Annotated in this window: 23 protein-coding genes and 1 riboswitch; of the genes, 2 read left to right on the forward strand and 21 right to left on the reverse strand. The window is 40.8% G+C overall.

The window, feature by feature from the left end; translation table 11 throughout:
- Positions 1-16: 16 nt before the first annotated feature.
- The 11 genes from sleB to OIT90_RS06390 form a co-directional block, all read right to left on the reverse strand.
- Positions 17-925 (reverse strand): spore cortex-lytic enzyme, encoded by a 909-nt coding sequence (sleB, locus tag OIT90_RS06340; RefSeq protein ID WP_058837965.1) that lies wholly within the window; start codon positions 923-925, stop codon positions 17-19.
- A 134-nt stretch (positions 926-1,059) separates the two neighbouring features.
- The gene (gene prsW / locus OIT90_RS06345; RefSeq protein WP_024422824.1) at positions 1,060-1,716 is read right to left on the reverse strand and encodes a glutamic-type intramembrane protease PrsW; all 657 of its coding nucleotides are present in this window, start codon (positions 1,714-1,716) and stop codon (positions 1,060-1,062) included.
- Positions 1,717-1,870: 154 nt separating this feature from the next.
- Entirely contained in the window at positions 1,871-2,842 is a 972-nt protein-coding gene (locus OIT90_RS06350; RefSeq protein ID WP_268465803.1) for a YpdA family putative bacillithiol disulfide reductase, read from the reverse strand.
- A gap of 124 nt (positions 2,843-2,966) precedes the next feature.
- Positions 2,967-4,241: a Glu/Leu/Phe/Val family dehydrogenase gene (locus OIT90_RS06355; protein ID WP_007500982.1), complete on the reverse strand. Its 1,275-nt coding sequence runs from the start codon at positions 4,239-4,241 to the stop codon at positions 2,967-2,969.
- Between the two features lie 196 nt (positions 4,242-4,437).
- Positions 4,438-5,016, reverse strand: coding sequence for a genetic competence negative regulator (locus tag OIT90_RS06360; RefSeq protein ID WP_024428080.1), 579 nt, complete (start codon positions 5,014-5,016; stop codon positions 4,438-4,440).
- Positions 5,017-5,181: 165 nt separating this feature from the next.
- A complete protein-coding gene (locus tag OIT90_RS06365; RefSeq protein WP_151284388.1) occupies positions 5,182-5,970 on the reverse strand; it encodes a metallophosphoesterase in 789 nt (262 codons plus the stop codon).
- 87 nt (positions 5,971-6,057) lie between these two features.
- Positions 6,058-6,513: a DUF2663 family protein gene (locus OIT90_RS06370; RefSeq protein ID WP_075623415.1), complete on the reverse strand. Its 456-nt coding sequence runs from the start codon at positions 6,511-6,513 to the stop codon at positions 6,058-6,060.
- 64 nt (positions 6,514-6,577) lie between these two features.
- Entirely contained in the window at positions 6,578-7,369 is a 792-nt protein-coding gene (locus OIT90_RS06375; RefSeq protein WP_474892372.1) for a LysM peptidoglycan-binding domain-containing protein, read from the reverse strand.
- A complete protein-coding gene (locus tag OIT90_RS06380) occupies positions 7,314-7,955 on the reverse strand; it encodes a CPBP family intramembrane glutamic endopeptidase (RefSeq protein ID WP_151284390.1) in 642 nt (213 codons plus the stop codon). The genes OIT90_RS06375 and OIT90_RS06380 overlap by 56 nt, the downstream gene beginning before the upstream one ends.
- Positions 7,952-9,460 carry a RecQ family ATP-dependent DNA helicase gene (locus tag OIT90_RS06385; RefSeq protein ID WP_151284391.1) on the reverse strand — a complete coding sequence of 503 codons (1,509 nt, stop codon included), beginning with the start codon at positions 9,458-9,460 and terminating at the stop codon, positions 7,952-7,954. The genes OIT90_RS06380 and OIT90_RS06385 overlap by 4 nt, the downstream gene beginning before the upstream one ends.
- Positions 9,453-10,505, reverse strand: a complete 1,053-nt coding sequence (locus tag OIT90_RS06390; RefSeq protein ID WP_268465766.1) for a YpbB family protein — start codon at positions 10,503-10,505, stop codon at positions 9,453-9,455. Before OIT90_RS06390 ends, OIT90_RS06385 begins: the two co-directional genes overlap by 8 nt.
- 267 nt (positions 10,506-10,772) lie before the next feature.
- Here OIT90_RS06390 and OIT90_RS06395 point away from each other — a divergent pair, with 267 nt between their 5' ends.
- Entirely contained in the window at positions 10,773-11,021 is a 249-nt protein-coding gene (locus OIT90_RS06395) for a ferredoxin (protein WP_003215700.1), read from the forward strand.
- Positions 11,022-11,055: 34 nt separating this feature from the next.
- On the opposite strand, the gene OIT90_RS06400 is transcribed toward OIT90_RS06395, so the two are convergent.
- Positions 11,056-11,637 carry an ECF transporter S component gene (locus OIT90_RS06400; protein ID WP_081258390.1) on the reverse strand — a complete coding sequence of 194 codons (582 nt, stop codon included), beginning with the start codon at positions 11,635-11,637 and terminating at the stop codon, positions 11,056-11,058.
- 144 nt (positions 11,638-11,781) lie between these two features.
- A riboswitch (FMN riboswitch) is annotated at positions 11,782-11,912 on the reverse strand.
- A gap of 287 nt (positions 11,913-12,199) precedes the next feature.
- Here OIT90_RS06400 and serA point away from each other — a divergent pair.
- Positions 12,200-13,774: a phosphoglycerate dehydrogenase gene (serA, locus tag OIT90_RS06405; protein ID WP_024422834.1), complete on the forward strand. Its 1,575-nt coding sequence runs from the start codon at positions 12,200-12,202 to the stop codon at positions 13,772-13,774.
- A gap of 34 nt (positions 13,775-13,808) precedes the next feature.
- Here serA and OIT90_RS06410 read toward each other — a convergent pair whose 3' ends face one another.
- The 9 genes from OIT90_RS06410 to rluB form a co-directional block, all read right to left on the reverse strand.
- Positions 13,809-14,456 carry a M23 family metallopeptidase gene (locus OIT90_RS06410; protein ID WP_058837970.1) on the reverse strand — a complete coding sequence of 216 codons (648 nt, stop codon included), beginning with the start codon at positions 14,454-14,456 and terminating at the stop codon, positions 13,809-13,811.
- A 104-nt stretch (positions 14,457-14,560) separates the two neighbouring features.
- Positions 14,561-15,670, reverse strand: a complete 1,110-nt coding sequence (locus OIT90_RS06415) for a hypothetical protein (RefSeq protein ID WP_064497553.1) — start codon at positions 15,668-15,670, stop codon at positions 14,561-14,563.
- The gene (gene sigX / locus OIT90_RS06420) at positions 15,582-16,190 is read right to left on the reverse strand and encodes an RNA polymerase sigma factor SigX (protein ID WP_039179611.1); all 609 of its coding nucleotides are present in this window, start codon (positions 16,188-16,190) and stop codon (positions 15,582-15,584) included. The genes OIT90_RS06415 and sigX overlap by 89 nt, the downstream gene beginning before the upstream one ends.
- Positions 16,191-16,392: 202 nt before the next feature.
- Positions 16,393-18,174, reverse strand: a complete 1,782-nt coding sequence (locus tag OIT90_RS06425) for an ATP-binding protein (RefSeq protein ID WP_058837972.1) — start codon at positions 18,172-18,174, stop codon at positions 16,393-16,395.
- Positions 18,171-18,893, reverse strand: coding sequence for a response regulator transcription factor (locus tag OIT90_RS06430; RefSeq protein WP_003215596.1), 723 nt, complete (start codon positions 18,891-18,893; stop codon positions 18,171-18,173). Before OIT90_RS06430 ends, OIT90_RS06425 begins: the two co-directional genes overlap by 4 nt.
- A gap of 86 nt (positions 18,894-18,979) precedes the next feature.
- The gene (gene ccsB / locus OIT90_RS06435) at positions 18,980-20,158 is read right to left on the reverse strand and encodes a c-type cytochrome biogenesis protein CcsB (RefSeq protein WP_039179613.1); all 1,179 of its coding nucleotides are present in this window, start codon (positions 20,156-20,158) and stop codon (positions 18,980-18,982) included.
- The gene (gene resB, locus OIT90_RS06440) at positions 20,142-21,821 is read right to left on the reverse strand and encodes a cytochrome c biogenesis protein ResB (RefSeq protein ID WP_039179616.1); all 1,680 of its coding nucleotides are present in this window, start codon (positions 21,819-21,821) and stop codon (positions 20,142-20,144) included. Before resB ends, ccsB begins: the two co-directional genes overlap by 17 nt.
- A gap of 1 nt (position 21,822) precedes the next feature.
- The gene (gene resA / locus OIT90_RS06445) at positions 21,823-22,353 is read right to left on the reverse strand and encodes a thiol-disulfide oxidoreductase ResA (protein WP_039179621.1); all 531 of its coding nucleotides are present in this window, start codon (positions 22,351-22,353) and stop codon (positions 21,823-21,825) included.
- A 90-nt stretch (positions 22,354-22,443) separates the two neighbouring features.
- The gene (gene rluB, locus OIT90_RS06450; protein WP_058837974.1) at positions 22,444-23,178 is read right to left on the reverse strand and encodes a 23S rRNA pseudouridine(2605) synthase RluB; all 735 of its coding nucleotides are present in this window, start codon (positions 23,176-23,178) and stop codon (positions 22,444-22,446) included.
- Between the last annotated feature and the right edge of the window lie 80 nt (positions 23,179-23,258).

Raw genomic sequence — 23,258 nt, forward strand, 5'->3', positions numbered from 1 at the left:
TTATTTACACCTCTTTTTATTCGCAGAATATATGTTTCCCGATTCGTTTAATTTGTGGTCTTCCCCAAATCCATGGACTTGTTGCTGTATCAGGATTAAAGTAATAAATGGCGCTCTCAGATGGGTCCCAGCCATTGATTGCATCAAACACAGCCTTTTTTGCCGTTTCATCTGGCGTCATATAAAATTGCCCATCTGCAACAGCGGTAAATGCTAGCGGTTCAAAAATGACCCCTGCGATCGTATTTGGAAAGGTCGGATTGTTCAAACGGTTTAAGATGACGGCCGCGATGGCCACCTGTCCTTCATACGGCTCACCTCTTGCTTCACTGTAAACAGCTTGTGACAAGAGCTGAATGTCATTACTAGAAAATCCACCAGGCATGTTGGCTGCTGTTTGTTTCGGTGTTTGATTCCCCTGCTGGCTGCCTGACTGATTGCCAGACTTCCCAGATGATCCACTTTGACTTTTTTGATTTTCTTTTGTACCTTGGGCTGTCTTCTTTTGCGAGCTTCTTTTCGGAGCCTTTGTTTGCTGATCAAGAGGCTTTCCGCCATAATGGGTAAACTGGTTCCCTTGCTGCAGCTGCTTTTGAACAAATTCTTTGTAGTATTTCGTCTTTTGAACTAATAAGCTTTTTGTTTTCTCGCCTACAAGTCCATCGACCTTCTTGATGCCAAATTGGCTTTGAAAGTTACGAACGGCCCAGTACGTCCCCCAGCCATAGACGCCATCAATTTTGCCATTGTAAAAACCATTGTATTGGAGACGCGCTTGCAGTTCGACTACATCTTCTCCTGTTGCGCCCCGCTGGATGACTTGGCTGGTGAAGGCTTCACTTTTACTCTCTGTCAAAAGTGAAGACGCAAGAAGAACGATTGAGAAGATAAGAACGATTTGTTTTATGAAACGAGCTTTATCCATATTTGATCCTCCTGTACTTTTGATGTTTGAATATATGTTTCTTCCGATCCCTATTTTTATACATTCAACACAGGAGAGAATTGGATGGAAAAGACAAAAAAACGCCCTATCAACAAATAGGACGTTTTCAAAAATTAAATTTGTACCATTTTTACCGCACGGGCTTTTTTTGCTTTCCTTAAACCAAACCACCATAAAAAAATCATGAACGGCACCATGATATATCCCCAGTTTTTCATCCCTAATAGAATGAAATCATATAGGCCGTGAAACAGCACAGGGAGCGTTAAAGAAAGAATCAGCCATTTGCGCTGCTCTTTTTTATCAGAGAAGCGGGCTTTTCCGATATAAAATCCCATCACAACACCAAATAATGCGTGACTTGATACAGGTAATAAAGCACGGGTAAACGCATATTCGACCCCATGACCGACTAAGTAAAGAATATTTTCAAGTGTTGCAAAACCAAGTGAGACACTCGTTCCATACACAATCCCGTCATAGTGTTCGTCAAACTGGGCATGCGCATAAACGCTGACCATTAAAATAAACCATTTTAATGATTCCTCTAAAAAGCCCGACGTCACAAATGAAATCAAGATAGGGTTTGTTGCGATATTTTCCTCTTGAAGGACATATTGAATAAACATGGTTGGAAACACAAGTATGACACCTAGCATAAAAGATCTGATGACCATATGAACCGGCTCATTGTCGTACTGATCTTTCAAATAAAAATAACTTAAAAGTGCGATGCCGGGAGCTAAACCTGCTGAGATGATTGCGATCATAACCAGACCTCTTTCCCTACATTATCCTTCATTATCGTACCATGATTTACCCTTTTTTTATATGACTCGGGCCCATTTTTCTAAAAATAAATTTCTATATAATCCCAATTTATAAAAAAAGAACTGAACCCCTTTGAAGGATCCAGTTCTTTTTTTATCCGTTGATTCTTTTGTTGATTTCTTCTGCAATGAGTCCGCCATGAAATCTTCCATTTTCGATGAAAATTTCATTCGCATTATTTCCAGCAGCAATGACTCCTGCAATGAAAATACCTTCAACATTCGTTTCCATCGTTTGTTCATCAAATGCTGGACGGCCTGATTCTTGATCTATCGTGACACCCATTTTTTCTAAGAAAGAATGATCTGGATGATAGCCAGTCATGGCAAATACATAGTCACTTTTCACTCGATCCGTTTGATTTTGCTGGTTTGTAAAGATCACATCTTCTTCTGTGATTTCTTTCACCTGCGCGCCAAACTCCATTCGAATCGTTCCATTACGGACAAGCGCTTCAAACTCTGGTAAAATCCAAGGTTTGATGCTGGATGAATATTCAGTTCCTCTATAAAGCACAGTGACTCTGCTTCCGCATTTCACAAGTTCTAGTGCAGCATCCACACTAGAGTTCTTCCCGCCAATCACCGTCACATCTTTATCAAAATATGGATGTCCTTCTTTAAAGTAGTGATATACGTGGGGAAGGTCTTCTCCTTTGACGTTCATATAGTTTGGATGATCATAGTAGCCAGTTGCAATGACGACGTAATCACATGAATAGTCGTTTTTTGATGTATTCACTGTAAAACGGCCATCTTGTTTCGTCACGGCGTTCACTTTTTCAAAAGCATGCACACGCAGGTTTTTTCGTCTGACGACCTCTCGGTAATAGGAAAGTGCCTGAATACGAACGGGCTTACGATTTTCAGTAATAAAAGCGACATCACCGATTTCAAGCTTTTCACTTGTACTAAAAAAGGTTTGATGTGTTGGGTAATGATAAATACTGTTCACGACATTCCCCTTTTCAATCACAAGTGCATCAATCCCAATTTGCTTGAATGCGATGGCAGCTGATAGTCCGCATGGGCCGCCTCCTATTATGATCGCTTTTTCTTGTTTCATTTGTTCCACTCCTGTCATTTCACTGCAATAACAATTGCTGGGCTGTTTGATTCTTTGTTCCATTCCATAAAAAAATCTCCTATTTAAGGATAGGAGATTTTAAGGCGCGATGCAAATCAGCCGCTTAAATCCAGCCTCTGAATCGAGAAGCTTCAGCCATTTTACGTACACCGACCATATATGCAGCAAGACGCATATCAATCCGGCGGTTTTGCGCCATTTCATAAATATTATTAAATGATTTCACCATCATATCTTCTAAACGAGTTTCAACTTCTTCTTCAGTCCAGTAGAACCCTTGGTTATTCTGAACCCATTCAAAGTAAGAAACAGTTACACCACCCGCACTCGCAAGTACGTCTGGGACAAGTAGTACACCACGATCTGAAAGAATTTTGGTTCCTTCCAGTGTCGTTGGACCATTTGCTGCTTCTACGACAATTTTGGCTTTAATGTTTGCCGCATTATCTTCTGTGATTTGGTTTTCAATGGCTGCAGGTACTAGGATATCACAATCCAGCTCAAGCAGCTCTTGGTTTGTAATTGTATCGTTAAATAATTTAGTGACGGTTCCAAAGCTGTCACGTCGGTCAAGCAAGTAGTCGATGTCTAGACCATCTTCATCGTATAATCCGCCGTACGCATCTGAAATCCCTACGATTTTCGCTCCAGCATCATACATGAATTTAGCTAAGTAGCTTCCTGCATTTCCGAATCCCTGTACGACAACACGAGCCCCGTTAATGTCAATTCCTTTTTTCTTCGCCGCTTCTTTGATGCAGATCGTCACACCTTTTGCTGTTGCAGTATCACGTCCGTGTGATCCCCCAAGAACAATTGGTTTTCCTGTAATAAATCCTGGCGAGTTAAACTCATCAATTCTAGAATATTCATCCATCATCCATGCCATAATTTGAGAGTTCGTAAACACGTCTGGTGCTGGAACATCTTTTGTTGGTCCAACAATTTGACTGATGGCGCGAACATAACCGCGGCTAAGTTTTTCAAGCTCTCTGAATGACATTTCTCTTGGATCACAGATAATACCGCCTTTTCCTCCGCCATAAGGAAGATCCACAATTCCACATTTTAAACTCATCCAAATTGAAAGCGCTTTTACTTCTTTTTCCGTAACGTTCGGGTGGAAACGAATTCCGCCTTTTGTTGGACCGACAGCATCATTGTGCTGTGCGCGGTAACCAGTGAAGATTTTCACAGATCCATCATCCATACGTACTGGAATTTTGACCGTTAATAGACGAATTGGCTCCTTCAGCAATTCATACACTTCCTGCGGATACCCTAATTTGTCTAGCGCTTTATGTATGACGGTTTGAGTTGACTTTAAAACATCTAGCTTATCTTCTGCGTTATGAGCGGCGTTTTGATCGGCTGCCATTAAAATAAACCCCCTAGAAATCTTTCATGATCTACTGCTCCCTTTCAAGCAATAGTATACACCTTCGTACTGGTAAAGCAAAGGTAAAAAGCGTTTTTTATCAAAATAAAATATCAGCGTTTATAAATATAAAAAAGGATATAAAAAAATACTGTTGTTTCATCACAACAGTATTAAATATAATAGAAAAAAGTGATTAAAAATACATTTGAATCGTTTTCACAGCATCTTCTTGCATGATCACTTTTCCATACTCTTTTAGCCGGTGAATGGTGAGTGTCGTAGGTGAACCAAACTCTGCTAAAATTGAAATGACTGTATCAGCAGATAGTTCTCCAACATCATCTAGGCTAAGATAATATTGACCTTCATAATGGTAAACTGTACCCCCTAAAAGTCCAATACGACTTAAACTATGGGACAGTTGAATCACATCTTCAAACGAGGCAAATTGATAGAGCACATGCTTGCTCTCGTCGAGCTTGACTTGCATCTCAATGTAATCTTCATCAAACTCATCATCAGCATCTTCCTGCTGACTCTTTGTGACAATGACGACCATCCCCTGCGCCTGAAGAGAAAATACTTCAACAGCAATCGGTCCATTCGCTTCAAAACCGAGCTCCTGATTCGCCTCGTTCATCATGTCTTTAAACAGTTGATGGACTTTGAACGAATCTTTCCAAAGGTCTTCTTTCGTAAGACCTCGGTCTGTCAGGTCATCTAGTGTGAGAAAAATTTTGATTTTATTATAATTCAGACGCTCCAGTCGCATAACGTTCCCTCCTGCCTCTTCTAAACACACATCATACTGTAGTATATGAGATGATGAGTCATAGGTTCTTAATTTTGTATTCAGTTTACACTGTGTCAAGACGGAAGACAAGCATGAAGCTATGCTTACGGTGACTTTTATGGAAAATATTGAGGGTGCCGCAAGTTAACGCGTTTTTAGAGGCATTAAATAGATCAGATGGGTTTCTGGTTCTGCTCCGAGACGCAAGGGAATTTTTGTTGTACCGTAGCCATTACTAATGAGAAAGAACGCACCTTTGACCTGGCCTGTTCTTCCTTTTTCATACGGTCCAAATTTCCCAATTCGGATCTGTCCCCCATGCGTATGACCGCTCAGGACAAGATCGATTCCCTCTTCTTCACTCATCAAATGATGTACATCTGGATTGTGCGATAAGAGAATATTGACATCTTCTTTCACAAACTCTGGCCGTATCGCTTCATAATCTGCTTTTTCAAGCCGAATATCATCAATTCCTCCGATTTTAATTCGCTGGCCTTCGAAATTCCATACAGCCGTTTCATTTTGCAAAGTCGTGACATCGTATGCATGAAAAATCTCTTTCAACCTTTGCTGGTGCAGCTCATGATCATTATTTCCCCAAACAAAATAAACCGGCGCAATTTTTGATAAACGTTTCACATTTTCTTCAATCCTTGCGTAGGGCACACCTTTTTCTGCTAAATCTCCGCCAATCATAATCACATCTGGCTCTTCCTGTCTGATTTCCGCTAATAAAGTGTCACTGATGAGACGTCTGTGTGTATCAGAAATAAAGAAAATGACAGCAGGCCGGTCTGATTGAAGTGCTTCTATTGTAAAGTAATGCTTTTTGATGTTGTTTTGTTTTGCCGTTTTCACCATTTTTGCCGTTACACACACACCTGTTGTAACAGCCGCAATGGCGGCAGTAAATCCGATGGCATATTTCATCACAAATGGCTCCCTTACATATCTTTCTTTCATAAGACGCTTGAATGAAAAAAGACGTTTCAACTGTTAAACGTCTTTTTTTCTCATTTATTTACTTTCATAATAGAGATTAATGTCATATTGCTTCTGCATATAGTGAAAAACTGCCTCGCGCTCTTTCCACTGATTTGATTGCGGCCATAAGTCTGTACTCTTTTGTATAATTTCACATCGAAGCCGATGATATTCATCTTCAGCCTTTTCTTCTTTTTTCTTATAGTAATAAGAGGCATAAAAAGCAAAGACCTCAGCCATGATCCAAAACAGAAAAACTTCATGACCAAGCAGTGTGGCAATCATCGCTTCTGGCTGAAGCGAGCCGCCTCCCGCATTTGCCGTGATCACAAAATAAAACAAAAGAATGGCCAGCGATAGAAGGGCTGTCCATTGCCACCTTTTGCACTGCTTGGCAAAACCCTCATATTTATGCTTTCTTTTGATCAATGTTTCCATCATCTTCTGTGTTGGCTGATCCATATATCGGCTGATTGTGTGCAATGTCATCACATACACCCTGTCCCTTTTTTCTACATATGTATGTGCGTGCTTCTTCATTCATGTCAGATGATTAGTTTTCTAGTGGAATATTCAGCACTTGACCACTGTACACGCTGTTACCTTTCAAATGATTATAGGCTCTAATTTTCTCTTCACCCGAACGGTTTTTGTAATACTTCATTGAAATTCGATACAGGTTTTCCTCTGGACCAACAGTGTGCTGCACGACACGAACTGGCTTTTCTTCCTGCTTCTTTTTGTCTTCAGCTTCTTTTCGTTTTTTCTCTTCCTGTTGCTTTTGCAGGGCTAGCTGCTGCTGTTCACGCTTTTTGGCAGCTTCAGCTCTCGCGCGTTCTTTTTCTTTCGCTGCTTGTTCACGCTCTTCTTTCTCTTTAGCAGCTTTTTCTTTTTTCTTCTGTTCAGCTTTTTCTTTCGATCGCTGTTTTTCTTCATCTTTCTTTTGCTTCTCATCATCAGACGCATCCGCTTTATCAGCGCTTGAGTCATTTTTCGTTTCGGCAAGTGCTGACGGGACTGGGTCTGTGTCAGCACTTGATGTAGAATCAATATTATATACATCTTGATTATTATTATGGTTGATTTCCTTTGACGTGTAGTAGATCAAAAGGAAGAACACCGTGACGACGATAATAGGAAAGATAATAGCCAGTGTTGTAAACAATGGATTGCGAACCTTTTTCGTGCGCTGCTTTTTATATTCATGAAAATCTTCTCGTGTAGGAAAGTGAGAGTCATCTGAAGGCTGTACTTCTTCTTCTTCTTCAAAAATCTTCTCAACATCATCGTCATGGATGTTTGTCAGCTGCTCCTTCTTTCTCTTCATTCTCGACATTTCTTCCATGTTCATCCCTCCCCCTATATTTCAAACGAATTTGACAAGCAAAGACTAAGTCAATGACAAAATGGGTCATGACAGGAACAAATAAATTCCCCGTCCACTCGTATAAAAGTCCTAAAAAAATACTAATGGAAACCACAAGGATAAACAAGAGTATTTTTGATAAGTAGCGAAAGTGAAGGAGCGCAAATACGATACTAGCAATCTCCAATCCAAATTGCTGCTGGACGATCCCTCGGAATAGAATTTCCTCTGAAAAGGCGATGAGCAGTGTTAACCAAACAATATGCGGGATGCTGCGGTTTTTGAACATTTTTTCATTTAAACCACCATCATCATACATATGAGCAGGAAACACCTTCATGACAATCGCATCCACAATAATTACAAGCACAGCGCCGCCAATTCCATAAGTCAGTATCCGCACATCATGGATCTCCCACAGGAATGTGAAATCTGTCCAATGATCGAACATAAATATCCCTAGTAAAAAAGAAATAACCAGCATCAGCAGCTGCGTAAAATACAGCTGTTCTACGACTTGTCGATCGGTTAATTTTTCAATAATTCGGCGATGTTGTTCGATCAATGCTGCGCCTCTTTTGTCAGATGAAACATACGATCCAGCACGGTCTTCCAGTGTTTCATTTCATTCAGCTCCAATGGTTGTTCTTTTTTTTCATAATCAGACAGGTCAAGTCCGCAAGAAGAGCAGCAATTGCCAGAGGATGCGGTCTCCGTTTGATCAAGCTGTTCGTAAAAGTATGATAACAGAGATTGTCTAAAGCAGCGATGATCTGTGATCCGCTCCTTAAATTGCCACACTTTTCTCAGTTTTTCTGTTTGTCTGTCCTGCAATTTCTCTTTCAGTTTCATCAGGAGCACACGAGGCTGTTCAGACTGATACATCCTGTAATAGTGGATCAACATTCTTGCCCGTGTCTCCTGAAGCCCTGATTCCATCAATTGTTCACGTAATTTTTTTTCATCATTTGTCTGCATTTGTGTCAGCCTAGCTAAGAAGAAATCAATTTCTGGCTCATCAAAGCCCTCGGCTTGTATTAAATGCTGTTGAATGTCCGCATCCTCTTCTGTATATAAGAGAATGCTCACACTGTTTTTCCCGTCCCGTCCTGCTCTTCCAATTTCCTGCATAAATGCTTCAATTGACTGCGGCGGGCTCATATGAATAACAAATCGTATATCTGCTTTATCAATTCCCATTCCAAAAGCACTTGTACAACAAATGAGATCAAGCTGTCCGCTGATAAATTGCTGCTGAATCAGCATGCGGTCTCCCGCATCCATTCCGCCATGGTAATACTCTACACGCTGATGGGTTTTTTGTTTCATAAAAAGCGCCATATCTTCTGTCATTTGCCGGGTCGGGCAATAAATCAGACCGGGGCCTTGCAGGAATTCCACAAGCTCAATGGCCCGTTTCTCTTTTGCTTCTTTCGTTTCGTGCGCTTCTTTAACTAAAGCGATGTTTGACCGGTTGACAGAATGAATATGAAAGTCTGGATGCTGCAATCTTAACGTTTGCACGGTATCTTTAAGTGTTTGTTTTGTTGCTGTTGCCGTCAGTGATAAGGCGACAGGATGACCTAACGCTTCTCTCCATTCTCCCAGCTTTGAATATTCCGGACGGAAATCATGCCCCCATTCGGATATACAATGGGCTTCATCGACGACGAACAAACCAATATGCATCGATTTGAGCTGTTCTAGCAGTACCTCTGACATTAATGCCTCAGGGGCGACGAATAAAAATTTATATGATGGCAAATGCCGAATGATATGTCGTCTCTCCTGAAAAGACAATGTGCTGTTCAGTGCCGCCACTCGTTTTTCTCCGCGCATTTTCATTCGTTCGACTTGATCCTCCATAAGCGATAACAGCGGCGAAATAATGAGAACTAATCCATCTGTCATATAGCCGGGAATTTGATAGCAGATGGATTTCCCTCCGCCAGTAGGCAGCATGGCAACGGTATCCTTTTGATTTAGTACACTTTGAATAATGTCCTCTTGACCTGTTTTAAATGAGTCGTAACCAAAATATCGCATGAGCGTCTGATGAAGCTTATCCATTTGCTTTCACCATCCTTGTCAGAGCCAATCGTATTTGAAAATAAGTAAATGAATGTTCGAGTTTTTCTTTAATCAGCTTCATTTTATTTGTTTGAAGCTCTCTGGCTACTGCATGAATGGCCTGCTGCGCTTCTTCACTCACATACGGCTCTATTGAGAAGTTCGGTTCATGTATGGAAAGCTCGACAATATGGTCTTCGATCGTTGCCTTTTTTAATGAACGAATATGCGCAATCTGATCAATATCAAAGCCTTTTTGCACAAGTTCGAGCGTTTTGTGAGTAGAGGTTGTTAGCACGCGTTTGAATTCAAGGTCACCTACGAGCTTTTGCATGAGCTGCGCCTCACCTTTTTGGGCAGCATGAATAAAATAATGAAGGACATTCCAAAAAAGCAGGTACACATACCACACATCTTCTTTTAGCCACTCTGCCATTTGCTGATACGTACGCCCGATTCTTTCATTTGACGTCAATGAATAAACAAAAATCAGCGCCTCTTGATCACTTATACGGTTAAGGAGCGTTTCTAGTTCATGATGCAGCTCTTCTGAAAGTTTATTCTTCTCGTGATGCTGTTTTAAGAAGGATTTCGTCCAGCTTTGTACGGATACATCTCTTTGTATTGGGACATATTGATACGATCCAGCCATATGGTGAGAAAGCACTTGTACAAGTAGCGAGAGCCTCATCCATAGCACCTTTGCTTTATCATGATATTTCGCACCATGAAAATAAACGGGCATCGGTTTTTCTAAAAAATACTGGTTTAGCATACGCTGTCCTGCATCTGTAACAGTGAATGTCTCACCCGTTTTTTTGATGTATTGCTCTTCGTCAAGTTTTATAGTAGATCGATTCAGCTGATCCCTCGTAAACCCCGGGTAACAGCCGAAGTACTTTGAAAGCTGAAATAAACTGGCATCCTGTATGGTTTGTGATGATTTTTTTCCTTTAAAAAGATGGTAGACAGCACTTATGGAGCGTTCGCCGTTCAATTTATATACGCTGTCCATTAACATGACATCCAAATAATGAAGAGTCATTCGCCAAAGCACCTGTCTTCCTGACAAAATTCGAATATTTTCTCCCTTTATTTTAACAGATTTCATAGAAGAAGAAATGTTTAAACTCAATTTGTGGGGGAAAGTTATGAACAAACCCTTATGTGATAAGCATTCTCAATCACTTTACAGTTGAAATGTGAAATTAAAATCATTACAATAAGGTTTGAGGAAATTGTTTTTTATCGGTGAAACTAAAAAGGTTAGACCATTTGTTCCATCGAACAATCTGGGAGGTATTTTTTTAACATGGCAAAATATACAATTGTAGACAAAGACACATGTATTGCTTGCGGCGCATGCGGTGCAGCTGCTCCAGACATTTATGATTATGATGATGAAGGCATTGCATTTGTTACGCTTGATGACAACCAAGGAACTGTAGAAGTTCCAGAAGTACTCGAAGAAGATATGCTTGATGCATTTGAAGGATGTCCAACGGATTCAATCAAAGTTGCGGACGAATCTTTCGAGGGTGACCCACTTAAGCATGAATAGTATAAAAGCCCCTTATGCAGGGGCTTTTTTTATATTAACTATTTTGAAGTCGGCGTTTATTTTCAAACCATGGACGCATTTTCACAAAAATGAGGCTAAACACGATGGTAAGGATGATGCCTTTAATAAAGTTAAATGGTAAGATCCCTGCTGTAATGGTCGTCTTGAGCGCATGATCGGATAGTTCTGGCGCGTTTAAGAACCATGTGTAAGCTGGCAGGAATAAGAAGTAATTTAAAATGCTCATCATCACAGTCATAAGCAATGTACCCGCGATCATAGACCATGCCATCCCTTTTGCTGATTTGATTTTTTTGAACATAAAGGCGACTGGCAAGATAAATAATGTGCCTGCAATGAAGTTCGCGACTTGCCCAACTGGAACGCCGGACATACTGCCTTGAATGAGGTAATGCAGTACATTTTTTAATGCCTCAACAGCAATACCTGCACCCGGTCCATAAATTAAAATTGCAATAATCGCCGGGATATCACTGAAATCAATTTTCAAATACGCTGGAAGACCCGGGAAAGGGAAATCCAATAAAATTAATACAAACGAAATACTGCTGAGCATACTGGTAACGACTAAACGCTTTACTTTACTTTGATTCAATATTCTCTCTCCTTTTCGATCAAATCTTTCGAAAAGAGGATTGTTCCATTTTAGCCACAAAAAAACCGCCCTTGAAAACAGGAGCGGGGAAATTGGGCTAGACAAATAAACGTGTAAACATCAATGTTTTCAACGTTTATGAACCTCCATCTTCTCCCATCCAGACTATACTGTCGGCTTCGGAATCACACCGAATCCTGCCAAAAAGGCTCGCGGGCTTAGAGACTATGCTCATCACCGCCGGTAGGGAATTACACCCTGCCCCGAAGATTGATCATTATTCAATTCGACATCATTATATATGATATATGAGCATTTGTACAGATAAAAATCCTGAGCAAATTCATCAGTTTTAAGAAATCGTAAAAAACACAAAAATTCTAATGACAAATGCGCAAAAATTGGTTATCTTTTGTTTAAAGGTGTTCATTCTTTATAAAGACACAAAGAAATGTTCGTGTTTTCTTTTTTACTTTACTGCTTTAATTTGATTGACACAGTGAAAAGGAATATGGTAAATTATCAGATATTTATGACGTTTATTTTAGGAGGAAATCTTACGATGTTTCGAGTATTAGTCTCAGATAAGATGAGCAATGATGGTCTTCTACCACTTTTAGAATCAGATTTTGTTGAAATTGTCCAAAAAAATGTAGCAGAAGCAGAAGATGAATTACACACGTTTGATGCCTTACTTGTCAGAAGTGCCACGAAAGTAACGAAAGAGCTTTATGAAAAAATGACTTCATTAAAAATTGTCGGCCGTGCCGGTGTAGGAGTAGACAATATTGACATTGATGAAGCAACCAAGCATGGCGTCATTGTGATCAATGCACCAAACGGTAATACGATCTCGACAGCTGAGCATACGTTCGCCATGATTTCATCACTTATGCGTCATATTCCGCAAGCCAATATTTCTGTCAAATCAAAAGAATGGAACAGAGGTGCATATGTTGGTGCTGAGCTTTACGGAAAATCTCTTGGGATTGTCGGCTTAGGCAGAATCGGAAGTGAAATCGCCCAGCGTGCAAGAGCGTTTGGCATGACAGTCAACGTGTTTGACCCATTTCTCACAAAGGAACGTGCAGAAAAAATTGGCGTCAATGCGAAATCACTCGATGAAGTACTCGAAGTATCAGATATCATTACTGTACATACGCCATTAACAAAAGAAACAAGAGGACTTCTCAATAAAGAAACGATTGCAAAAACGAAAAAAGGAGTTCGCCTTGTAAACTGTGCACGCGGCGGCATTATTGACGAAGCTGACCTTCTTGAGGCACTTGAAAGCGGCCATGTCGCAGGAGCTGCACTCGATGTATTCGAGGTAGAACCTCCAACTGATAATCCGCTTGTGGATCATCCACACGTCATTGCAACTCCGCATCTTGGTGCCTCTACAAAAGAAGCACAATTAAATGTAGCAGCGCAAGTATCTGAAGAAGTCCTTCAATTTGCAAAAGGTCTTCCTGTCATGTCATCTATTAATCTACCAGCGATGACAAAAGACGAATTCAAAAAGATTCAGCCTTATCATCAGTTTGCAGGAAAACTTGGACGTCTTGTCTCTCAATCAATGAGAGAACCTGTAAAAGAAGTAGGCATTTCTTATGAAGGCTCTATTTCAAAACTCGAAACATCTTTTATCACAAAAAGTCTCCTCTCAGGCTTTTTAAAAGAGCGCGTTGATTCGACTGTGAATGAAGTAAATGCTGGAATGGTCGCAAAAGAACGCGGCATTAGCTTTAGTGAGAAAATTTCTTCCAGCGAATCTGGTTACGAAAACAGTATTTCTATTGAAGTCAAAGGTGATCTTTCAACCTTTACTCTAAAAGCGACTTACATCCCGCATCTAGGGGAACGCGTTGTTTCTATTAATGGATTTAATATTGATTTTTATCCAGATGGACACCTTGTCTACATCCAGCATACAGATGCACCTGGTGTGATTGGAAAGGTTGGACAGATTTTAGGCGACCACGATGTCAACATCGCAACAATGCAGGTAGGACGTAAAGAAAAAGGCGGCGAAGCCATTATGATGCTTTCTTTCGATAAGCATCTAGAGGATGAAATTGTGAAAAAATTAACGGAAGTACAGGATATTCTTTCTGTCCGCCTGATTGACCTTTAAAAACAGTGATAAACCTCATGCAAAAGCATGAGGTTTATTTTTTTGAAACCATTAACCGGTCTCCTGTTCGAATGAGGTGAGTGGTCAGCTCATTGATCTTTTTCAATTGTTCCACAGTCATTTCATGCGCCTTTGCTATTGACCAAAGAGTGTCCCCTTTTTGAATGACATATGTATTTTTTTCATGTCCATTTACATGAAGAGCTGGCTCTTTGAAACGTTCCTCTGCAATCATTTTGAGCGGATCTATCGCATCCTCTTTGCTGACTGACCAATTGCCACGATGTACCTCAAAATGCAAATGAGTGCCTCTAGAGGCTCCTGTGTTGCCAATGATGCCAATTGGCTCTCCTGCTTGTACTTGGTCACCCTTTTTCACAAAACGCTCGTGTAAATGAGCATAGACGGTTTCGTACCCGTTTGGATGCTGAATAAACACAACCTCTCCATATGTAGCCGATACATACGAACGCGTAACCACACCTTCACTTGCAGCAAAAATGGATTCTCCTTCTGGCGCAGCTATATCTAATCCCTTATGCGAGCCGCCCCTTGTCCCAAACAAGTCAGTGACTTCTCCTTTCACTGGCTCCACCCATTCGTTTGTCTGCTGCGCATGGGCAAATGGTGCTAAGATGAAGAACAAAAAACAGCTTGCACCTATGAAGCAATACCTTTTCATCAGTGACTCCCCTTCTTTGAGGTTCTTTTCATGACAGCTTAGTATACAGCAAGAAGGCCATTTTATATACATTAAAAAAGAACGCAATGACTTACTTGCGTCCTTTAACGATCTTTGATGACAACTGGATTCGGCAGAGCCGGTACCTCTATTGGTTCGTTTAATTCATAAGGTCCTACTTGATCTGTTCCTGCATATTGAATGGTGACATCTGTAAAACCAAAATCTTTCGCTGTGAGCAGCAGACCTTCAATGAGTAGAATATGATCAATTGAGTCCGATAATTTTGCTGATGCTCCAAACGTGATGGTCACATGCTTACCTTTTGATGTCACTTCTTTAATGGATTCTTCTTTAATTAATGGTTCGAGCCCAGAATCACTCGACCGTTTCATGGCCTCTACCGCCTCTTCATAAGAAGAATAATGCGTTTTTGAGGGCACCAAAAAAGTCCCGCTCTTATTTTCTAATACGTAATAAGCTTGCTTTGTTTGTTTATCAATCGATACCCTGCCGATGCTTCCACTTGCCCCTAATTGAAGCTGAGAGCCTTTGACAGATTTGACTTCCACTTGCTTATACCTGCTCCATTTCAGCGTTTCTTTTACCATATCTTTAAACCGATTGGCTTCCTTTATCGTATCAAGGGACAAATCATTTTTTAACTGAAAGACAAGTGTATTCCCTTTTTCACGAAGGTCCACCATCTCAAGATAAGATTGAAGCGGCTTTGTCATTTCAGGCAACTGCACCTGTTCATATGTGTTCATTATTTCCTGCAAATGGTCATGTTCATTCTCTTTTTCAATACTAATGGGAACCACTTGAGATGTTGATTCATCTATGTATGCAACCGTCATATATTTTTGCTTGTCTTCATGAGAAACAACGTGCGCGGTACCATTTGCCTGTTTCACCGGCTCTAATGTGGCATTCGCCTGTCCTTTGTCAGCACTTGAGTCCATTTTCATCTGTTGATGCTGTTCTTGAGCTGCCGGCTGAAATAAATGAGGAGAAATTAAAAACGCCATAAATAAAACCACAACGGTTGCCACCGCTGGACCGATCCATCTGACACTTTTCTTTTTCTTCCCGCTTGCCATCAGCATCTGCTGGTATATCTGCTTAGATGAACGGTTGTCCTCCACTTTTGGAAGCTGACTTAGTAACACCTTGATTCGTTCTTCGCTCCAATCGGACCTGTTCGTTTTCATTCACTAGCTCCTCCTTCAAAAGCTCCATATGTTTTCGGAGCACTTTCAGGCCTCGGTGCTGCGTTGTTTTGACTTTGCTTTCCGAGAACTTTAGCGCCTTTGCCGTCTCCATGATTGAGTAGCCCTGGATAAACCTTAAAATGATGACAGCTCTTTGATCAATCGTACAGTGATCAAGTGCGGCATAAATTTCTTTTGTATTTTCATCCTGTACAGCTAGTTCGTCCGGGAGCAAATCTGGATCTTTTACATCCTGCTTATCCCAATCAAACGTGCCGAGCACCCGTTGTCTAATGGTTTGCTGTTTGCGAAACCAGTCAATCGCCACATGCCTTGCAATTGAAAACAGCCATGTTTTCTCGCTGCTTCTTCCTTCAAAAGTTTTATATGAGTGAAGTACCCGAATGTAAACCTCCTGCACGAGATCCTCTGCCTGATTTTTATCTTTAACCATATAAAATAAAAACTGGTACAAATCTTGATGGTACGAATCATATATTTTTTGAAAGGTTTCATGCATAGGAAACCCCTCCGTTCACTTATTTTTGTCGAGTGACTCTTATAAAACGTTACATTACAACTTTATGACAAATATATTACAAGTTCGACAGTTTGGAAAGGGCTTTTTGTTTAACTTCTCCTTAAAAATTTCAAAATAGAAAAAACACTTCATTTTCTTTCGAAAAGAAGTGTTTCTCATGTAACAAGATTCTTCGTCAAGATTAGACGAGTTCCTGCTTTTTTCTCGGAATATAGAAGGTGAAGTGTGTACCTGCACCCGTTTTGCTGTGAGCATGTATAGAGCCTTGATGCGCTTCGACGATGTTCTTCACAATCGCAAGGCCAAGCCCAGTACCAGAACGTCCTCTTGTTCTTGCTTTATCAGCTTTATAGAAGCGCTCGAAAATAAAGGGCAGATCCTCTTCTGGAATTCCGCTTCCCGAATCTTTCACATCCATTTTCAGCCCGTTTTCCACCGATTGAACCGAAAAGTGAACCTCTCCGCCCTCTGGTGTATGACGAATGGCATTATCAATGAGATTCGTAAACACTTGCTCAATCTTATCTGGATCGAATACAAAGTACGGTTCATCCACTTGAATATTATACGTAAGATCGATTTGTTTTTCTTTCGCAATCCCTAGAAACTTGCGGTAGATCTTCTCAGTCAGCTCTTCCGTATCTGTTGATTCAAGATTCAGTGTAATATGACCTGCTTCCATTCTCGCTAGATCTAGAAGATCATTTACAAGTCGTCCCATTCGAAGTGATTCATCGTAGATAATTTGCGCAATCTCTTTCTTTTCCTCTTCTGATCCTGCAATATCATCTACAATCGCCTCACTGTACCCTTGCAGCATGGCGATTGGTGTACGAAGTTCATGACTGACATTGGCAATGAAGTCTTTTCTCAGTTTATCAAGTCTTCGTTCCTCCGTCATATCACGAAGGACTGCAACTGCTCCTCTGACATCCTGCTGATTATAAAGCGGAGACATGAGAAGAACCCACGTACGCCCTTGCAGCGTAACTTCGATCATTTGCTCCTTTTCTGTGCTGACAGCTGTATGAAATAGCTCGCGCGCTTCTGGCGGCAGTTCATCTCCATCTTTGATCTTCATATTTTGCTCATAATACCACGCCTGCAAAAATCGTTCTGCAGGAGGATTTGTCATCAAGATCGTTCCATCAATATTGATGGTGATGACGCCATCGGCCATACTGCTTAAAATATTAGACAAATGTTCTTTTTCTTGATTTAAGGCGGTGATATGGAATTTAAGCTGCTTCCCCATTTGATTAAAGGCGATCGCCAGCTCTCCAATCTCATCTTGCGTTAAAATAGGAATCTTTGTATCAAATTTCCCCTTCGCCAAATCTTGTGCACCCTCTCTCATCTTTCTAAGAGGATAGGTGACACGTGTTGACAAGAAGAAAGCGAATATAGTGGTCAGTACAATCGCAATTCCAGCGGCTAAGAAGATGTATCGCGTCGTATGTTTCGTTGTTTGTTCTACAGCGAGGAGTGACTGAGAAAGAAAGACCATGCCTTTTTTTCCGTTCGCCTCATAAGGAACACCAACTACAATTCGTTCATCTTTTTGATTGCCTGCATCAGGTTCTGCACGTTTACTGATTTTTTTACGATCTTTCAGTGCTTGGTTTAAATCGCTGTCCGCTTCAATTTGTTTCTTTGTAATCGCAGGAAGCTTCCCGCCTTTTTCAGACGAATACCACTCTAGCCCGTCCTCTTGGATGATCGCAATACTCGTCAATTTGTCAGCTAGTTCTGATGTTATCGACCTTGCAAGCGATTGATCCTCATGGCTTTCTAAAATGACTGCTACTTTATTTGCCATTTGTGTTAAATCAGATTTTGCTTCTTCTACATGATAATTCTCAATGAACTCTAAAAGAAGCACAGTTAAAATAGATAAAACGATCAGGACGAGGAAAAGAATGGTTAACCATAGCTTTCCTACAACACTTTTCCACAGTTTCATTCAGCGCCGACCTCAAATTTGTACCCGACACCCCATACAGTTACGATTTTTTTCGCAGCTTCTGGTGACACTTTATTCAGTTTTTCACGAAGTCGTTTGACATGGGTATCGACTGTTCTTAAGTCTCCAAAGAATTCATATTGCCATACTTCTTTTAACAGTTTTTCTCTGTCATAAACTTTATCTGGTGTTTTTGCAAGGAAATATAAAAGCTCATATTCCTTCGGCGTGAGGCTGACTTCTTTGCCATCAGCCGTCACCCTATGGGCATCATGGTCAATAGAAAGATGAGAAAACACAAGAACATCTTTTGTTGTTGTCCCAGTATTAAGATAAGATGTTTGAGACGATCTTCTGAGCAATGCCTTCACACGTAAAACAACTTCACGCGGGCTGAAAGGTTTGACGATATAGTCATCCGTTCCTGCCTCAAATCCTTGAACGCGGTTGGCCTCTTCTCCTTTTGCCGTCAGCATAATGATTGGAGTCGCTTTTTTGTCTCGAATTTGATTACACACTTCGATTCCATCTGTACCAGGCATCATTAAATCGAGCAAAATGAGGTCGTAATCGGTTTGAAGCCCTTTTTGAATCGCCTCATCTCCGTTTTCTGCTTCATCGATTTCATAATTTTCACGTTCTAAATACATTTTTAAAAGGCGGCGAATTCTTGCCTCATCATCTACGACTAATATTTTCGTTTGAGTTGTGTGTTCCATTAGACAGTCCTCCTGCTTTCTCCGTTGTTACATTCATTTTAACAAAAAGCCGAATTGAATCATAAAAGTTGGCCTTTTCCTTGTGATTATGCGTAGGAATGAAGCCCCGCAATGACAAGGTTGACAAAGATGAGATTAAACATAATAATGGCGAAGCCGATCACAGCAAGCCAAGCGGACTTTTCACCATGCCAGCCTCGCGACAAGCGAAGATGAAGATAGGCTGCATAAAAGAGAAACGTAATCAATGCCCATACTTCCTTCGGGTCCCAGCCCCAAAACCTAGTCCATGCTATTTGCGCCCAGATCATGGCAAAGATCAGCCCGCCTAATGCAAATACAGGGAAACCAATCGAAACAGCCCGATACCCAATTTCATCGACTAAATCTAGGTTCACCTGTTTCACTAGCGGTTGAAGCAGTGCGCTCAGTCGTTTGCGAATGATCAATCGAATGAGTCCGTATATAATCAGCCCTACGCTAAATGACCATAACACTGTATTGACCTTTCTGCCTGAAAAAACAGGCGGCAACTCAACAAACGGCTCCAAACGATCTTCCGTCACTAGCTCCCCTTTATGAGGTCCGACAAGAGCTGGCAGCTCATAGACCATCACACTTTTTTCTTTATTTTTATCGATCCAATTAAATGTCGCTTCATATCCTGTCATTCTAAAGATAGACGTGACAGCGATAAATGCAAGTGTCACCACAATCATAAACATGACAAGCTCTAAACCAAACGTCTTCTTTCCTGGCTTTGTTTGATCCACATGCTTTAATAGAAAGATGACGCCTGCCACAAAGCTGATGGCTAAAATGGCTTGACCAAGTGCTGCCGTTGTCACGTGAATATAAAGCCAATTACTTTGAAGTGAAGGAATCAGCGGTGAAATATCTGATGGGAACATACTTGCATAGGCAATAATCAATAAAGCGATTGGAAGTGTGAATAAACCAAGTACAGACACTTGATACACAAAATATAAAATGATGAATGCAAGCACCAGCATCATGCCAAAAGCCGTAGTGAATTCAAACAAATTACTGACTGGTGCATGACCAGATGCAATCCATCTTGAAATAAAATAGCCCAACTGGCTCAAAAAACCGATGATAGTAAGCGTAATGCCAATGAGTGCCGCCTTATTCCTGCGCGGTCCATCTTCTTTCTTTTTTCCTTTAATGGCACCACCAAAAAAAGGAACTGCCGCTAAATAAAATAGAAAAGCTGCAAATAACAGATTTTCACTGACTGCCGCCATCTAATCCTTCCCCCTTGCTTTTGCTGATACTTGTTGTATCAGGCAGCTCTTTTTGATCAACTGGCTGTTTGATGCCACTGCCGCTCAGTAACACGTTAAGATCGGACTTTAAGCCGAACCAGTTTTTGTTTGTATGTCCTGCCACCAATACTTTTCCATCCTTTGCCGACAGCCAGATTCTTCTATGCTGCCAATACATCCCCTGCACGACACCAATCATGAAAATGATTCCGCCTACAATAAGCACCCCTAGTGTTAAATCTTTTCTAACAGTTAACCCTGTGACGTTTTTCGTTTCAACCCGATCAAACTTCATTTTATATAGATTGTTATCAGAACCCTCTACTGTCTCTTGAATGGCGACAAAGCTTTTTTCACCTTTAGGTTTTTCAGGAGAAATCATTTCAAACACGAAAGCAGGATTATTGGGATTCCTTGTTTTCGTACTTGGTGTTCCATCATCGTCAAAATAAAAATCAGGCAGATAGCTCATCACTTTGACTTTGTAACCGCTACCAAGATCATATTCCGACTTAGGCTCCAGCAGATTAATCTTCACTGTACCGAAAGATTTTTCTGTATCTTTACGAATCAGCTGAAAGACCATTTGATCGAGTTCATTTTGTTTAAAATCCACTTGATACAATGAGAAATTGTCAAACTTGAGCGGTTCATTCACTTTGATATCGTGTTCTGTGACCTGCTTCAGCTTGGGCTTTTCACCAAATACAACTTCTCCTTCACGTTTGTATAAGATGGCATCCGTTTTATAGCTTTTCACCACTTGACCGTCGCCAGCTTTTTCAATGGCATTCTCAAACACTTCTTTTTCATTTCCAGTTTCATAACGATCAATTGAAAACGCATTATTTTTCAAGAAATATTGACCATCCGTACCTGGAATCGGTGCAGTTTCACCTTCTCTGACCCACAGCGTTTCATCCACGTACATGCCCGGGACGAACCGGAGCATCGATCCAATGAGAAAGATGATTAATCCAATGTGATTGACGTAAGGTCCCCAGCGTGAAAAACGTCCTTTTTCGGCTAAAATATACCCATTTTCTTCTCGCACGCGGTAACGCTTTTGTTTCATTGCTCTAATGATGCCTTCATATGTATGCTGATCTAATGTTTTGTCTGTCTCGCTGAACAGACGCTGTCTTCTCATAAAGCCTTCTTTTTTGATAACCCCTTGGTTTTTGAGTGCTCGATAAAGAGGAATAACGCGGTCGAGACTGCAAATGACAAGAGAGATTCCGATTGATGCGACAAGAGCTAAAAACCACCAAGAATTATAAAGATCATGGAATCCAAGTGTATAATACAGCTTGCCAAACGATCCATATTGCTCTTCATAATACGTGGAAGCAGATGCACCTGGCGGAATAAATCGCTCCTGCGGAAAAATCGTTCCAAGCGAAGAAGCGAGCAGTGTAATGACAATCAGCCACACACCCACCTTAACGGAAGAAAAAAAGTTCCATACTTTATCAACAATCGTTTTGTTGTATGTTTGCGAGCGTCTTGCACTGCCGTCATATCTCATATCAAGCAGCTTCGAAGAGTTTTTCTCTTTAGCCGCAATGGGATTCCCGCATGATTCACATAGAACAGTACCGATTGGATTAATATGTCCACACTCGCACTTTACCTCTTTCATTCTATGACCCCTTTGGTTTAATCAAATTCATATATTCATAGACATTACGTTCTGTCATCGTTCCCTTTATGACTTTGATTACCTTGCCTTCAGGATTAATTAAAAATGTGGTTGGTAGCGGCGTAATATCATATGCCTCTGTCACTTGACGATCTTTGTCCAAGGCAACAGGAAAATTCACGCCATAGGATTCCATAAAATTTTTCACGGCAATCTTGGATTCCGCAACATTGACTGCAACAATTTCCACACCGCGATCCTTGAACACTTCATATTGATTCGCCATATAAGGAAATTCTTGTTTACACGGACCGCACCATGTACCCCAAAAATTAAGAAAGACACCTTTGCCTTTTAAGTCCTTTAACTCAATCCGATCCCCATCCACAGATTGAAGGACAAAGTTTGGCGCAATAGATCCTTCTTTGACTCGATCCTGTTTGGCAAATACTGAGTTATACATTGTATAACAAAGTGCAGCAAGCATCACGAGGAGAATGCCCGTCCGTATGAAAAACCGTCTTTTTTTCATCTGAAGTACCCCTTCCCCATAGACATTCAGGTAAATTATAGCATTCTCCTTCTTTTGATGCTTCTTCATTTTTTGAAGTTTATGTGAAAATTAAAAAGCGCTTTTCCCATGATCGGCAATTGCTCTCAGGCGCTTTACTTCATGTGGAGACAATTCTCTGCGGTCTCCTGGTCTCATACCTTCAATATGAAGGAACGAATATTGCTCCCTTTTTAGCTTTAACACATCATGGCCGATCGCTTCAAACATGCGGCGTACTTGTCTGTTTCTGCCTTCATGAATGGTTAATTGGACAATACAAGTTTGCTTTCGTTTATCAATAGAAAGCATTTTCGCACGGGCAGGTGCTGTTTTTTTATGATCTAACATGATCCCTTTTTCTAGCTTTCTAAGCAGTTCCTTTGATGGTATGCCTTTTAGCTTCGCTGCATACGTTTTATCAATTTCGTATTTCGGGTGCATGAGCTTATGGGCAAATTCCCCATCATTTGTAATCAAAATCAAACCGCTCGTATCATAATCTAACCGGCCGATTGGATAAAGGCGCTGCGGGATATCATCAAAAAAATCTGTGACGACCTTACGTCCTTTATCATCCTCGGCAGCAGAAATGACGCCGCGCGGTTTATAAAGCATAAAGTAAACCGGTTCTTCTCTTTCAAGCTTTAAGCCATTGACTTCAATTTTATCTGAAGAGCCCACCTTCACTCCGAGCTCTGTCACTGTTTGACCATTAACGGTAACTCGTCCTTCTTTAATTAATTCTTCAGCCTTTCGTCTTGAAGCGACGCCGGCATGTGCAATTACTTTCTGTAAACGTTCCATTTGTCTTTCACCTCATGTACTATCTTACTTGCTTGACCTAAAACAAACAAGCATTCGCGGAAAAATAAGCGTTTCGTCTG

The organism is Bacillus sp. ABR, from assembly GCF_056172715.1.

Coding starts and splice junctions, on each gene's coding strand:
- sleB (WP_058837965.1), bottom strand. CDS start 925: ATGGATAAAGCTCGTTTCATAAAACAAATCGTTCTTATCTTCTCAATC.
- prsW (WP_024422824.1), bottom strand. CDS start 1,716: ATGATCGCAATCATCTCAGCAGGTTTAGCTCCCGGCATCGCACTTTTA.
- OIT90_RS06350 (WP_268465803.1), bottom strand. CDS start 2,842: ATGAAACAAGAAAAAGCGATCATAATAGGAGGCGGCCCATGCGGACTA.
- OIT90_RS06355 (WP_007500982.1), bottom strand. CDS start 4,241: ATGGCAGCCGATCAAAACGCCGCTCATAACGCAGAAGATAAGCTAGAT.
- OIT90_RS06360 (WP_024428080.1), bottom strand. CDS start 5,016: ATGCGACTGGAGCGTCTGAATTATAATAAAATCAAAATTTTTCTCACA.
- OIT90_RS06365 (WP_151284388.1), bottom strand. CDS start 5,970: ATGAAATATGCCATCGGATTTACTGCCGCCATTGCGGCTGTTACAACA.
- OIT90_RS06370 (WP_075623415.1), bottom strand. CDS start 6,513: ATGACATTGCACACAATCAGCCGATATATGGATCAGCCAACACAGAAG.
- OIT90_RS06375 (WP_474892372.1), bottom strand. CDS start 7,369: ATGGAAGAAATGTCGAGAATGAAGAGAAAGAAGGAGCAGCTGACAAAC.
- OIT90_RS06385 (WP_151284391.1), bottom strand. CDS start 9,460: ATGGATAAGCTTCATCAGACGCTCATGCGATATTTTGGTTACGACTCA.
- OIT90_RS06390 (WP_268465766.1), bottom strand. CDS start 10,505: ATGACTCTTCATTATTTGGATGTCATGTTAATGGACAGCGTATATAAA.
- OIT90_RS06395 (WP_003215700.1), top strand. CDS start 10,773: ATGGCAAAATATACAATTGTAGACAAAGACACATGTATTGCTTGCGGC.
- serA (WP_024422834.1), top strand. CDS start 12,200: ATGTTTCGAGTATTAGTCTCAGATAAGATGAGCAATGATGGTCTTCTA.
- OIT90_RS06410 (WP_058837970.1), bottom strand. CDS start 14,456: ATGAAAAGGTATTGCTTCATAGGTGCAAGCTGTTTTTTGTTCTTCATC.
- OIT90_RS06415 (WP_064497553.1), bottom strand. CDS start 15,670: ATGAAAACGAACAGGTCCGATTGGAGCGAAGAACGAATCAAGGTGTTA.
- sigX (WP_039179611.1), bottom strand. CDS start 16,190: ATGCATGAAACCTTTCAAAAAATATATGATTCGTACCATCAAGATTTG.
- OIT90_RS06425 (WP_058837972.1), bottom strand. CDS start 18,174: ATGAAACTGTGGAAAAGTGTTGTAGGAAAGCTATGGTTAACCATTCTT.
- OIT90_RS06430 (WP_003215596.1), bottom strand. CDS start 18,893: ATGGAACACACAACTCAAACGAAAATATTAGTCGTAGATGATGAGGCA.
- ccsB (WP_039179613.1), bottom strand. CDS start 20,158: ATGGCGGCAGTCAGTGAAAATCTGTTATTTGCAGCTTTTCTATTTTAT.
- resB (WP_039179616.1), bottom strand. CDS start 21,821: ATGAAAGAGGTAAAGTGCGAGTGTGGACATATTAATCCAATCGGTACT.
- resA (WP_039179621.1), bottom strand. CDS start 22,353: ATGAAAAAAAGACGGTTTTTCATACGGACGGGCATTCTCCTCGTGATG.
- rluB (WP_058837974.1), bottom strand. CDS start 23,178: ATGGAACGTTTACAGAAAGTAATTGCACATGCCGGCGTCGCTTCAAGA.